Below are 13,980 nucleotides of genomic sequence, written 5' to 3' on the forward strand. Positions count from 1 at the left end.
GCCGATGCCTTCGTTCTCCCAGCTTTGGCCGCTACCAAGGATCGCGCCGGAGGATTCAGATTGCTGCACTGCAAAAGCACTGCAGCGACTATGAGCAGGAGGCGTGTGCGTATGGGTGAGTCTCTGCCCGAAATGGGCGCCGCCGCCGAGATTCTGGTGGTGTCGCTCGAAACTGCCGAGGCGCGCCGCGCCGCCTTTGCCGCGCGTGCGGCGGGCACGTCGCTCGCCTGGCGCTTCTTCGATGCGTGCACCGCCCCCGCGCCGGGCATGACGCTCGACGAGCCGGCGATCCGCCGGAACAAGGGCCGGCCGATGACCCGGGGCGAGATCGGCTGCTATGCCAGCCATTTCTCGATCTGGCAGGACCTCGTCGCGCGCGGCATTCCTCAGGCGATCGTGCTCGAGGACGACACGGTGGTCGACTGGGCCTATCTTGAGCCGCTCGCCCGCGCCGATCTCCACGCGCTCGGCATCGACTATCTCCGCCTCTACGCCAAGCGGCCCACCTGGCAGCGCGTGGTGCGGCGCGATTTCCTTCAGCATTCACGCACGATCGTCGAACTGGTCGGCCCCGCCTACGGCACCCAGGGCTATGCGATCACGCTGGAAGGCGCGCGCCGGCTGGCCGCGCATTGCGCCAGCGTCCGCCGCCCGATCGACGACGAGATGGACCGCTCCTGGGCACACGGCCTGCCCAATCTCGCCCTCTATCCCGCGCCGATCCTGGAGGCGGCGGTCGCATCGGACATCGGCGCCGCCCGCTTCGCGCCCAAGAGCGATCCGCTCTACCATTCGCTGCGGCAAAGGGCCTGGCGCCAGGTCGAGCGCACGCGGATGCGGATGCTGAAAGCGAGGCGCCTGCTTGAACGCTGAGCCTCCCGCGCGCTTCGATGACGGCCTGCGCGCGCGCAGCCGCAGCTCGATCGGCTGGACGATCATGCGCTTCCTGTCGGACCAGCTCTTCTCCTTCATCGTCTTCGTCATCCTTGCGCGCCTGCTCACGCGCGCGGACATCGGCGCCTTCGCGGTGATGGCGGTCACCGCCGAGGCCTTCCGCATCGTCTCCACCGCTGGCCTCGTCCAGACGATCGCCCGGCAGCGCGCGCTCACCCCTGCCTTTCTCGACACCATCTATCGCTCGCAGCAGGGCTTCTCCTTCCTCTCCGCCGCGCTCATCGCTGCACTCGCCCAGCCGATCGCCGATCTGATGGGCGCGCCGGACATCGCCCTGCCGCTCGCGGTGATGAGCCTGGTGCTGCCGATCTCGTCCTTCGGCGGCACCCATCTTGCCCTGCGCCTGCGCGAATTCGGCCACCGCACGACTGCGCTGCGTTCGGTGGCCGGCGGGCTGATCGGCGGCACCTGCGCGGTGGTCGCGGCGTTCGCCGGACTCGGCCTGTGGAGTCTGGTCATCCAGCGCCTCGTCACCGAGATCGTCGGCGCATTCCTCTCGCGCGCCTCCTATGACTGGAGACCGGGCTGGAAGTTCGAACTCCCGATCCTGCGCGAAAACCTGATGCTCAACGCCAGCCTGATCTATGTCCAACTCGTCTTCCTCGCGACCGTGCGCGTGCAGGAGATGGCGATCGGCGCGGGCATCGGCCTGGCCGCCGTCGGCGTCTATCGCACCGCCTGGCGCACCGTCGAGCTGATCGGCCGCGGCGCGATCCAGCCCTTCACCCAGGTCGCAGTGCAGACGCTGGCGCGCGTCAAGGACGATCCGGCCGAACTGCGCCACGCCTATCGCTGGATGATCGCCCAGGCCTCGGCTATCTCCTTCCCCGCGCTGGTCGGCTTCGGCGCGCTGGCGCCGGTCGCGATCCCCACCGTGTTCGGCGCGAAATGGGGCGAGGCCGGGCAACTCGCCCAGATCTTCGCGTTCATGGCGGTGCCCTTCACGCTCAACTTCTTCGCCTCGCCCTCACTGAGCGTGCTTGGCGCCTCGCGCAGCCTGATGTCACTGTCGACGACGCAGCTGATCCTGGGCGTGATCCTGACACTGGCGGCGCTACCCTATGGCCTGCTCGCTGTCGCCATCTCCTATGTCGGCCGCGCGTACCTCACCCTGCCGATGCAGATACTGCTGCTCCGCCGCGCCTCGGGCATCCGCCCGGCCGATACCTGGCGCGCGGTCGGCGCACCGCTGATCGCCTCAACCTTGATGGGCGTGACGCTGGCGATCACGATGCGGCTGCTCGACACCCGTCTTTCGGGCTGGAGCCTGCTGCTCCTGCTCACCGCGCTCGGCGGGCTGCTCTACGCCGTTCTGCTGCTCGCCATCTCGCGGCCGTGGCGCGGCCGCCTCCTGACCCTGTCCAGACGCCTCAGAAAGGGCCGGATATGACCATCAAGACCGCAGATCAGCTTGTCGGCGAACTCGCCCAGCGTTTCGCGCAAGTGCTCGACGGCGTGCTGCCCCCGGGCAAGCTCGCCCTGGTCGATTTTCCCGATCACTCCAATGTCGGCGACTCCGCGATCTGGCTCGGCGAGATGGCCTATCTGCGCCGGCGCGGGCGGCTCCCCTCCTATTATTCCGCGATCGCCGATTTCGACGATGCGGCCTGCCGCGCGGCGATCGGCGGCGGCCCGATCCTGATCCATGGCGGCGGCAATATGGGCACGCTCTGGCCCAAGCACGAAGCGTTCCGCCTGCACCTGCTGCGTGCGCATCGCGACCGGCCGATCGTCCAGATGCCGGAGTCGATCCACTATGCCGATCCCGCCGCCGCGCAGGAGATGGCCGGGGCGATCCGCGACCACGGCCGGTTTACCCTGCTGGTCCGCGACGCGCGGTCGCTCGCCTTCGCGCAGGCGCATTTCGACTGCCCGATCCACCTCTGCCCCGACGCGGCGCTGATGCTCGGCCGCCAGCAGCGCGGCCCTGCCGCCGTCCCGGTCTTCGCGCTACTGCGCACCGATCACGAGCGCGCCGCCGACGATGCCGCGCTGCCCGCCGGCGTGGTGGCCGACGACTGGCTGGAGGAGGATCCCGCCCAGAAGCGCAAGCTTCGCGTCTCATTGAAGCTTGGGAAGCTCTTCATCCGGGATCCGATGGCGCAGCGCGCCGCGCGCCAGCGCCGCCTCGCCGAATGGCGTTTCCAGCGTGGCCTCGCAATGCTGTCCTCGGGCGAGCTGGTCGTCACCGACCGGCTGCACGCGCACATCCTCTCGCTGCTGCTCGATATCCCGCACGTGCTGCTCGACAACAGTTACGGCAAGGTCGCCGGCTTCGCCGACCAGTGGACGGGCGACTATTCGGGGCTGCTGCGTGCGACCAGCCGTGCCGAGGCGTTTGCGACGGCCCTGGCCCGCCGTACGCCGCAGATGGCCGACGGCTGAGCCCCTATCCAGAGGAGGGATCCGTGAAGCAGGGCCTGTCCTTCGACCCCGCCCCACAGCCGGAGGACAACGGGCTCGCCGCCTTCGCGCTGATTCTCGCGATGCACCACGTCGCCGCCGATCCGGCCGAGTTGCGGCATGCGCTGGGTCATGCCGAACCCATCGGCACCGGCGACCTGCTTCGCCTGGCAAAGCGCATGGAAGGCGTCCGGGCCCGCGCCACCACTGGCGATTTCGAGCGCCTCCGCCGCCTGCCCATGCCCGTGCTGGCGAGCGGGGCGGAGGGCTGGTTCGTGATCGGCCGGGTCGGCGAGGACGCGGTCGCGGTCCAGCGCCCGGGCGCCGCAATCGAACGCTGGGACCGTGCCGCGCTCGACGCGCGCTGGAACGGCCGCCTCCTCCTCGTCACCACCCGCGAATCCGCGCAGGTCGCCGCCCAGCGCTTCGACTTCACCTGGTTCGTCCCGCAAATCGTCAAATATCGCAGACTGATCGGCGAAGTGCTGCTGATCACCCTGGCGCTCAACCTGCTCGGCCTGGCCGCACCACTCTTCTTCCAGAACGTCGTCGACAAGGTGCTCGCACACAACAGCCTCGCCACGCTCCAGGTGCTCAGTATCGGGCTGGTGATCGTCTCGCTCTGGGAAGTCGCGTTCGGCTGGCTGCGCACCCGGCTCTATTCGGAGACCAGCCAGAAACTGGACGTCGAGCTGGGCAGCCGCCTCTTCCGCCACCTGCTCCGCCTGCCGCTCGCCTATTTCGAGAACCGCCGCGTCGGCGACACCGTCACCCGCGTCCGCGAGCTGGAAACGGTGCGCGAGTTCATGACCAATGCCTCGCTCACCGTGCTGGTCGACCCGTTGTTCACGATCGTCTTCCTGGTGGCGATGTGGCTCTATTCGCCACTCCTCTTCGTCATCGTCGCCCTGACGCTCCCTGCCTATGTGATCGTCTCGCTGCTCGTCACCGGGCCGCTTCGCCGCCGGCTCGACGAGAAGTTCGCGCGCGGCGCCGCCAACAATGCGCTGCTGGTCGAGAGCGTCTCGGGCATACAGACGCTCAAGGCCGCCGCGGTCGAGCCGCAATGGCAGGAACGCTGGGAGCGCCAGCTCGCCGCCTACAGCGCCGCCAACCAGCGCGTGATCAACCTCGGCAATTCGGGCAGCCAGGCGGTCCAGCTCATCTCCAAGCTGAGCCTCGCCGCGATTCTGTTCTTCGGCGCGCAACAAGTGATCGCGGGCGCACTGACCATCGGCGGGCTGGTCGCGTTCAACATGTTCGCCCAACGCGTCTCAGGCCCGGTGATCCGCATGGCGCAGCTCTGGCAGGACTTCCAGCAGGTCCGCCTCTCGGTCCAGCGGATGGGCGACATCCTCAATGCGAGCGCCGAGCCCGGCGCGGGATCGCGCACCGCGCTGCCCGCGCTTGCCGGCCATGTCCGCTTCGAGAATGTCCGCTTCCGCTATGCCGCCGACGGTCCCTGGACGCTCGACGAGATCAGCCTCGATCTGCCCGCCGGCACCACGCTCGGCATCGCCGGCGCCTCGGGCTCTGGCAAGTCGACGCTGACCAAGCTGCTCCAGCGGCTCTATCTTCCGGCAAGCGGCCGGGTGCTGGTCGACGGAGTCGATCTGGCGCAGATCGATCCCGCCTGGCTGCGGCGCCAGATCGGCGTGGTGCTGCAGGAGAATATTCTGTTCAATCGCTCGATCCGCGAGAATATCGCGCTCTCCGATCCGGCCATGCCGATCGAGCGGGTGATGACCGCCGCGCGGCTGGCCGGCGCGCACGATTTCATCCTCGCGCTTCCGCAAGGCTATGACACGATCGTCGAGGAGCGCGGCGTCAATTTCTCGGGCGGCCAGCGCCAGCGCCTCGCCATCGCCCGCGCGCTGATCGCCAACCCGCGCATCCTGATCCTCGACGAGGCGACCAGCGCGCTGGATGCCGAGAGCGAGGAGATCGTCCAGCGCAATCTGAAGGCGATCGCCGCGGGCCGCACGGTGCTGATCATCGCCCACCGCCTCTCGGCGATCCGCCAGTGTGACCGCATCCTGACGATGGACAGGGGCCATATCGTCGAGAGCGGCACGCATGACGAGCTGCTCCATCTCGGCGGCCGCTACGCCGCGCTCCACCGCCGCCAGATCGGCGCCCAGACGGGGGCAGTGGTATGAACGCGCTTACCCATCACTGGACCGCAATCCGCGACGCGCTCGACAATGAGCGCGCCCGAGCCCGCACGGCTCTGCGCACCGAGGAGACCGATTTCCTTCCCGCCGCGCTCGAAGTCGTCGAGCGCCCGGTATCGCCGACCGCGCGGGTCACAACCTGGCTGTTGCTGGGCCTGCTCGCAGCCGCGCTGCTCTGGCTCGTCCTTGGCCGGGTCGACGTCGTCGCTTCGGCGCCGGGCAAGCTCGTCCCCGCCGACGACGTCAAGCTGATCCAGCCTGGCGCGGCGGGGATCGTCCACGCCATACTGGTCCGCGACGGCCAGAGCGTCCGTGCTGGCCAGCCTCTGGTCGAGCTCGATCCCACCGTCTCCGATGCCGACACGGCGCAAGCTCGCAAGGCGCTGGAGACCGCTGCGCTCGACGCCGCACGCTTGCGTGCGATCCTCTCCGCGCTCGACGGCCAGGGCCTGCACTTCAACCCGCCGGCGGGCACCGGCGCGGACGTCGTCGCCACCCAGATCGCGCTCGCCCGCGCCCAGCTTGCCGAGATCAGGGCCGGCACCCAGACGCGTGCCGCCGACACCGATTCCGCCCGCGCCGCCCGTGCCGAGGCGCAGATCCAGGCGGCCAAGCTCAACGAGACGCTGCCCTTGCTCGACGAGCAGATCGCCGCCAACGAGAAGCTGCTCGAGAAAGGCTATGTCTCGAAACTGCGTGTGATCGAGATGCGCCGCCAACGCCTCGCCGCGGCGCGCGATCGCGACGCCGCGCTCGCCACGGCGCGCAAGGCCGAAGCGCAGATTGCCGTGGCCGGCGGCAATTCCAGCCAGTCCGCCGCCGAAGCGCGCGCGCGCCTCCTCGCCGATCTCGCCAAGGCCGAGAGCGACGCGCGGCTCCGCAGGGAGGAACTGACCAAGGCGGTGAAGCGCGGCAGCCTCCAGCGCCTTGTCAGCCCCGTCGACGGCACGGTCACGCAACTGGCCGTCCACACCGTCGGCGGCGTGGTCGAGGCGGCCAGGCCCATCATGGTCATCGTCCCCGCGCGCGGGGAGCTGGTCGCAGAGGTAGCGATCGCCAACAAGGATGTTGGCTTCGTCGGCGCCGGCCAGCCGGTCGCGCTCAAGGTCGAGGCCTTCCCCTTCACGCGCTACGGCACCGTGCCGGGCAGGCTCGAGCAGGTCAGCTCGGACGCGGTGCAGGACGAGAAACGCGGACTGATCTACACCGCGCGGGTCGTGCTGGACCGGGCGACGATCCTGCGAGATGGAGCGAAGGTCCCGCTCACCCCCGGCATGGCGGTCACCGCCGACATCCGCACCGGCCGCCGCTCGCTCGCCGCCTATCTGCTGAGCCCGATCGACGAGATCCGCACGACAGCAGCGCGGGAGCGCTAAGTCTCCCGACCCTCGCCCGAAGGGAGGATCCAGCGCTTCCTTGCGACGCAGGTTTCCGCCCGCTCGGCGCCGCATTCAGTTCTGCAGCCCGGCACCATTTTATCGCTATCACGCATCGTTGGCGGCATTTTCAGTTCGCCTTTCGCCATGTGCGCGGTATGTGTCGCGCAATTGACAACGTTATCACAGGAGAGGGGCGTTGGCCGCACCCGTCACACAATTGAGCTCGACCGACCCGGCACCCGGCGAGGGAACCGCCCAGGGCATCAACGCTCCTGACCTCCAGGTCTTCGTCTTCGCGCTGTTCTTCATCTTCGGGGGCATCACCTCGCTCAACGACGTGATCATCCCCAAGCTCAAGGAGCTGTTCACGCTTAACTACACCCAGGCGATGCTGGTGCAGTTCTGCTTCTTCACCGCTTATCTGGTGATCGGCATTCCCGGCGCGAAACTGGTCAAGAAGCTCGGCTACATGCGCGGCGCGGTGGCAGGGTTGCTGACGATGATGGTGGGCTGCCTGCTGTTCATTCCTGCGTCGCAGAATGCCACCTACGGCCTGTTCCTCTTCGCCCTGTTCGTGCTGGCGAGCGGCGTGGTGATCGTCCAGGTCGTCGCCAACCCGCTGATCTCGCTGCTTGGCAAGCCCGAGACGACACACAGCCGCCTGACGTTCGCCCAGGCTTTCAACTCGTTGGGCACTACCGTCTTCCCGATTGTCGGTTCGATCCTGATCCTCGGCAGCCTCGCAACGGTCACGGCCGATCAGCTTTCCGGCCCCGCGCTCGAAGCCTATCGCGTTGCCGAGAGCAAGGCGATCATGCACGGCTATCTCGGAATCGCGGCAGCCCTGGCAATCGTGGCCGGAGTCGTCTGGCTGTTCCGCAATCGTCTCAAGGGGGAGAGGCACGAGGCGAGCACCGGGCTTGCTGGCCTCGACCTGCTCGGGCGCAAGCGTTTCGGTTTCGGCGCGCTTTGCATCTTCCTCTATGTCGGCGCGGAAGTCTCGATCGGCTCGCTGATCGTCAATTACCTTATGCAGCCCGGCGTGATGGGGCTTGAGGAGCAGGCCGCAGGGAAGCTGATCGGCTTCTATTGGGGCGGCGCGATGGTGGGCCGTTTCATCGGCTCGGGCCTGATGCGGGTGGTCAGCCCTGGCAAGTTGCTCGCCTTCGTCGCTATCGGCGCGGTCGCGCTGATCCTGATCTCGACCAACACGGCCGGCAGCGTCTCTGGCTACAGCCTGCTCGCCATCGGCCTGATGAACTCGATCATGTTCCCGACGATCTTCAGCCTGGCGTGCGAGAAGCTGGGCGGCCGTGCAGCGGATGGATCGGGAATCATCAATATTGCGATCTTCGGCGGCGCTGTGGTGCCGCTGGCAACGGGCGCGCTGGCAGATGCGACGGGCAGCCTCGGGCTGGCGCTGATCCTGCCTGCGGTCTGCTACGCGATCATCGCGGGGTTCGGCTATTACGCCCGCCGCCCCTATGCCGGCCCCGTCGCGGGCTGAGAAGCGAAAGGGCCGGTGGGTGACCGCCGGCCCTCTTGCCTTGGTGCCCCTGGCCGGACTCGAACCAGCATGCCTTTCGGCGGTCGATTTTGAGTCGACTGCGTCTACCATTTCGCCACAGGGGCCCGTCGCGAGGCTGCGTCGCTAGACGATGCGGGCGTTGCGGGCAACCGCCTTTACCTCCGACGTAATCGCCTGCTGCGCCGGCTGCTCCTATCCGATCTCCCGCAACCAAGGAGGCCCAGATGCACCGCCGCAATCTCTTGCTCGCACTCACCGCCGGAACGATCGCCACCACCCTCGCCGCCCCTGCCGAGGCGCGTGCGGCGCAGGCGCGCGCTCCGGCTCATGTCGCCGCGCGTGACGGCACCCGGCTGGCGATCCGCCGCTGGGGCCGGGGCCGGCCGATCGTCTTCACGCACAGCTGGGCGCTCGACAGCACGATGTGGAGCCGGTTGTTCCTCGATTTCGCCGAGCGCGGCTTCGAGTGCATCGGCTTCGACCGCCGGGGTCATGGCCGTTCCGATGCGCCCCCTTCGGGCTATGACATGGACACGCTCGCCGACGATCTTGCCGCGGTGATCGGCGACCGGCGCGACGTCATCCTGGTCGGCCATTCGATGGGCGCTGCGGAGATCCTGCGCTACGCCCAGCGGCACGGCACCGCCCGCATCGCCCGGATCGTGCTGCTTGCCCCGGTCGCCCCCTTCCTGCTCAAGACAACCGACAACGCGGTGGGCGCCCCCGAAGCGTTCTACGAAGCGATCCGGGCGGAATGGCGCAGGGACTTTCCCAAATGGATCGAGGCGAACAAGGCGCCGTTCTTCACTCCCGAAACCTCGGTCGAGACGATGGACGCGATGAAGGTGATGATGCTGAACACCTGGCTGCCCGCGGCGATCGAGTGCAACCGCGCGTTGATCGGTACCGATCTGCGCCCCGCGCTCGCCCGCGTCGACAAGCCGACGCTGGTGATCCACGGCACCAAGGACGCCTCCGCCCCGATCGACATCACCGGCCGTCCGACTGCTGCCGGCATTCGCGGCGCCAGCCTCCGTGTCTATGAGGGCGCGCCACACGGCCTGTTCGCCACGCATCACGAGCGGGTGCGCGACGATATCCTCGCCTTTGTCGGCTCAACGATCAAGGCGGGCGTTTGACAGCGCCCGCTCGCTTTCCTATATCTCCCCTTCCCCTGATCGGTCGGGAAATGATGTGCCGTCGCGCAGCGCATCGGACGAATTGGCCGCCGGGGATCATAGACGCTTGAGAGGCTGAGCTTTTCTTCTTTTTCGAGGAGGAAGTTGCTCGGCCCTTTTGGCGTCTGTCCGCGTGCCTGCACCGGCGGATACCGGGACGATTTTCAGGCTGACGAGGCAAAATACACCCATGGCAACCAAGGCGATCGAAGGCGGCACCGCAAAGCGCCGCATCCGCAAGGTGTTCGGCGACATCCACGAAGTGGTGCAGATGCCGAACCTGATCGAGGTTCAGCGCGAATCCTACGAGCAGTTCCTCCGGTCCGATCCTTCGATCGGCTATGTGTCGGGCCTCGAGAAGACGCTGCGCAGCGTGTTCCCGATCCGCGACTTCGCTGGCACCGCCGAGCTCGATTTCGTCACCTATGAGCTCGAGCCGCCCAAGTTCGACGTCGAGGAATGCCGCCAGCGCGGCATCACCTATGCCGCGCCGATGCGCGTGACCCTTCGCCTGATCGTGTTCGAGGTCGATCCCGATACGGAAGCCCGGTCGGTGCTCGATATCAAGGAGCAGGACGTCTACATGGGCGACATGCCCTTGATGACGGGCAACGGCACCTTCTTCATCAACGGCACCGAGCGCGTCATCGTCAGCCAGATGCACCGTTCGCCGGGCGTGCTGTTCGACCATGACCGCGGCAAGACCCACGCTTCGGGCAAGTACCTCTTCGCGGCGCGCGTGATCCCGTATCGCGGCTCGTGGCTCGACTTCGAGTTCGACGCCAAGGACATCGTCAACGTCCGCATTGACCGCAAGCGCAAGCTGCCGGTGACCTCGCTGCTCTACGCCCTGGGCCTGAACAGCGAAGAGATCCTCAACCACTTCTACAACACCGTCACCTTCGTGCGCGGTCCGAACGGCTGGCAGATCCCCTTCCAGCCCGAGAACTGGCGCGGCGCCAAGCCGGCGTTCGACATCATCGACGCCAAGACCGGCGAAGTGGTGTTCCCGGCCAGCCAGAAGATCTCGCCGCGCGCCGCCAACAAGGCGCAGAAGGACGGCCTTGAGACGCTGCTGATCCCGACCGAGGAGATCTTCGGCCGCTACAGCGCGTTCGACCTGATCAACGAGTCGACCGGCGAGATCTATATCGAGGCGGGCGACGAAGTGTCGGCCGAAAACCTCGAGAAGCTCGACAAGGCGGGCATCGAGCGCATCGAGCTGCTCGACATCGACCATGTCTCGACAGGTCCGTGGATCCGCAACACGCTCAAGGCTGACAAGGCCGAGGAGCGCGAGCAGGCGCTGTCCGACATCTACCGCGTCATGCGCCCGGGCGAGCCGCCGACGCTGGAGACCGCGGAGTCGCTGTTCGGCGGCCTGTTCTTCGATCCGGAGCGCTACGACCTGTCGGCCGTGGGCCGCGTCAAGCTCAACATGCGCCTCGACCTCGACGCCGAGGACACGGTGACGACGCTGCGCACCGAGGACATCCTCGCCGTGGTCAAGACGCTGGTCGACCTCAAGGACGGCAAGGGCGAGGTCGATGACATCGACAATCTCGGCAACCGCCGCGTGCGTTCGGTGGGCGAACTGCTCGAGAACCAGTATCGCGTCGGCTTGCTCCGCATGGAGCGCGCCGTGAAGGAGCGCATGAGCTCGGTCGACGTGTCCACCGTGATGCCGAACGACCTGATCAATGCGAAGCCTGCGGTCGCCGCGGTGCGCGAGTTCTTCGGCTCGTCGCAGCTCTCGCAGTTCATGGACCAGACCAACCCGCTTTCGGAAGTCACCCACAAGCGCCGCGTGTCGGCGCTCGGGCCGGGCGGCCTCACCCGTGAGCGCGCCGGCTTCGAGGTCCGCGACGTTCACCCGACCCATTATGGCCGCATCTGCCCGATCGAGACGCCGGAAGGCCCGAATATCGGTCTGATCAACTCGCTGGCGTCGTTCTCGCGCGTCAACAAGTACGGCTTCATCGAGACGCCGTACCGCAAGGTGATCGACGGCAAGGTGACCAACGAGGTCGTCTATCTGTCGGCGATGGAAGAGGCCAAGCACACCATCGCCCAGGCTTCGGCCGAGGTCGATGGCGACAACCGCTTCACCGAGGAACTGGTCTCGGCGCGTCAGGCGGGCGAGTTCCTGATGGCGCTGCCCGACCAGATCACGCTGATGGACGTTTCGCCCAAGCAGCTCGTCTCGGTCGCCGCGTCGCTGATCCCGTTCCTGGAGAATGACGACGCCAACCGCGCGCTGATGGGCTCGAACATGCAGCGCCAGGCCGTCCCGCTGGTGAAGGCGGAAGCGCCGTTCGTCGGCACCGGCATGGAAGAGACCGTCGCGCGTGACTCAGGTGCCGCGATCGCTGCCAAGCGCGCCGGCATCGTCGATCAGGTCGACGCGTCGCGCATCGTGATCCGCGCCACCGGCGAGGTGTCGGCGGAGGAGAGCGGCGTCGACATCTACACGCTGATGAAGTTCGAGCGTTCCAACCAGTCCACTTGCATCAACCAGCGTCCGCTGGTGAAGGTGGGTGACGTCGTCAACGTGGGCGACGTGATCGCCGACGGCCCGTCGACCGAGTTCGGCGAGCTGGCGCTGGGCCGCAATGCGCTCGTCGCGTTCATGCCCTGGAACGGCTACAACTATGAGGACTCGATCCTCATCAGCGAGCGGATCGTGAAGGACGACGTGTTCACGTCGATCCATATCGACGAGTTCGAGGTGATGGCCCGCGACACCAAGCTCGGGCCCGAGGACATCACCCGCGACATCCCCAACGTCGGCGAGGAAGCGCTGCGCAACCTCGACGAGGCGGGCATCGTGTACATCGGCGCCGAAGTGGAGCCAGGCGACATCCTGGTCGGCAAGATCACGCCGAAGGGCGAAAGCCCGATGACGCCGGAAGAGAAGCTGCTCCGCGCCATCTTCGGCGAGAAGGCCAGCGACGTGCGTGACACCTCGCTCCGCCTGCCCCCGGGCGTGTCGGGTACGATCGTTGACGTTCGCGTCTTCAATCGTCACGGCATCGACAAGGACGAGCGCGCGATGGCGATCGAACGCGAGGAGATCGAGCGCCTGAAGAAGGACTCGGACGACGAGCGCAACATCCTCAACCGCGCGACCTGGTCGCGCCTGCGCGAGATGCTGCTCGGCCAGACCGCGACCGGCACGCCCAAGGGCCTCAAGAAGGGCTCGGTGATCGACGAGGATCTGCTCGACAGCGTCGACCGCCACGAATGGTGGAAGTTCGCGGTGCAGGACGACAAGGTCCAGGGCGACCTCGAAGCGGTGAAGGGCCAGTATGACGAGGCCGTGAAGCGCATCAAGGACAAGTTCGAGGACCGCCGCGAGAAGCTCGAGCGCGGCGACGAGCTGCCCCCGGGCGTGCTCAAGATGGTCAAGGTCTTCGTCGCGGTGAAGCGCAAGCTGCAGCCGGGCGACAAGATGGCCGGCCGTCACGGCAACAAGGGCGTCATCTCGCGCATCCTCCCGGTCGAGGACATGCCGTTCCTCGAGGACGGCACGCCGGTCGATCTCGTGCTCAACCCGCTGGGCGTGCCCTCGCGCATGAATGTCGGGCAGATCTTCGAGACGCATCTCGGCTGGGCCGCGCGCAACCTCGGCATGCAGGTCGCCGCGCAGCTCGAAGAGTGGCGCGAGAACAATCCGGACGCCAAGGCGGGCGAGATGCCGGCCGCGGTCAAGGATCGCCTCGTCGAGATCTATGGCGATCACTATGCCGAGGAGATCAAGGCGCGCAGCGGCGAGCAGGTCGCCGAGCTGATCGAGAATGTCCGCACGGGCATCCCGATGGGCACCCCGGTGTTCGACGGCGCGCGCGAGAGCGACGTGTCGGCGATGCTGGAGCTGGCTGGCCTCGACACCTCGGGTCAGTCGGTGCTGTTCGACGGCCGCACGGGCGATGCGTTCGACCGCAAGGTCACGGTGGGCATCATCTACATGCTGAAGCTCCACCACCTGGTCGACGACAAGATCCACGCGCGTTCGATCGGCCCCTACTCGCTCGTCACCCAGCAGCCGCTGGGCGGCAAGGCGCAGTTCGGCGGCCAGCGCTTTGGTGAAATGGAGGTCTGGGCGCTCCAGGCCTATGGCGCGGCGTACACGCTGCAGGAAATGCTGACGGTGAAGTCCGACGACGTGGTCGGCCGCACCAAGGTCTATGAGGCGATCGTCAAGGGCGACGACACGTTCGAGGCCGGCATTCCGGAGAGCTTCAACGTTCTCGTCAAGGAAATGCGCTCGCTGGGCCTCAACGTCGAGCTCAAGAATCTCGACGAGATCGAGGACGGCGACGACCTGGCCGAGGCGGCGGAGTAACGGGTGCTACGGAGCGCTG

General features: G+C 67.2%; 8 protein-coding genes and 1 tRNA gene. 8 read left to right on the top strand and 1 reads right to left on the bottom strand.

The genetic code is table 11. The features are described 5' to 3' along the window. Positions 1 to 111: 111 nt before the first annotated feature. From VGD28_RS11895 to VGD28_RS11920, 6 genes are all read left to right on the top strand, one after another. The gene (locus VGD28_RS11895; RefSeq protein WP_331028554.1) at positions 112 to 873 is read left to right on the top strand and encodes a glycosyltransferase family 25 protein; all 762 of its coding nucleotides are present in this window, start codon (positions 112 to 114) and stop codon (positions 871 to 873) included. Continuing rightward, positions 863 to 2,344: an oligosaccharide flippase family protein gene (locus VGD28_RS11900; protein ID WP_331028555.1), complete on the top strand. Its 1,482-nt coding sequence runs from the start codon at positions 863 to 865 to the stop codon at positions 2,342 to 2,344. The genes VGD28_RS11895 and VGD28_RS11900 overlap by 11 nt, the downstream gene beginning before the upstream one ends. Beyond that, positions 2,341 to 3,339, top strand: coding sequence for a polysaccharide pyruvyl transferase family protein (locus VGD28_RS11905; RefSeq protein ID WP_331028556.1), 999 nt, complete (start codon positions 2,341 to 2,343; stop codon positions 3,337 to 3,339). Before VGD28_RS11900 ends, VGD28_RS11905 begins: the two co-directional genes overlap by 4 nt. A gap of 23 nt (positions 3,340 to 3,362) precedes the next feature. Then, positions 3,363 to 5,516, top strand: coding sequence for a type I secretion system permease/ATPase (locus VGD28_RS11910; RefSeq protein WP_331028557.1), 2,154 nt, complete (start codon positions 3,363 to 3,365; stop codon positions 5,514 to 5,516). Next, positions 5,513 to 6,907, top strand: a complete 1,395-nt coding sequence (locus VGD28_RS11915; protein ID WP_331028558.1) for an HlyD family type I secretion periplasmic adaptor subunit — start codon at positions 5,513 to 5,515, stop codon at positions 6,905 to 6,907. Before VGD28_RS11910 ends, VGD28_RS11915 begins: the two co-directional genes overlap by 4 nt. 220 nt (positions 6,908 to 7,127) lie before the next feature. Next, complete coding sequence (locus VGD28_RS11920) at positions 7,128 to 8,417, top strand: sugar MFS transporter (RefSeq protein WP_331028619.1); 1,290 nt, start codon at positions 7,128 to 7,130, stop codon at positions 8,415 to 8,417. A 41-nt stretch (positions 8,418 to 8,458) separates the two neighbouring features. Here VGD28_RS11920 and VGD28_RS11925 read toward each other — a convergent pair. Beyond that, positions 8,459 to 8,542, bottom strand: a tRNA-Leu gene (locus tag VGD28_RS11925). Between the two features lie 120 nt (positions 8,543 to 8,662). Here VGD28_RS11925 and VGD28_RS11930 point away from each other — a divergent pair. Both VGD28_RS11930 and rpoB read left to right on the top strand, forming a co-directional pair. Beyond that, complete coding sequence (locus VGD28_RS11930; protein ID WP_331028559.1) at positions 8,663 to 9,577, top strand: alpha/beta hydrolase; 915 nt, start codon at positions 8,663 to 8,665, stop codon at positions 9,575 to 9,577. Positions 9,578 to 9,806: 229 nt separating this feature from the next. Next, positions 9,807 to 13,961, top strand: a complete 4,155-nt coding sequence (gene rpoB, locus VGD28_RS11935) for a DNA-directed RNA polymerase subunit beta (RefSeq protein ID WP_331028560.1) — start codon at positions 9,807 to 9,809, stop codon at positions 13,959 to 13,961. Positions 13,962 to 13,980: the final 19 nt, after the last annotated feature.

Source organism: Sphingomonas sp. (genome assembly GCF_036402235.1).
Taxonomy (GTDB): domain Bacteria; phylum Pseudomonadota; class Alphaproteobacteria; order Sphingomonadales; family Sphingomonadaceae; genus Sphingomonas.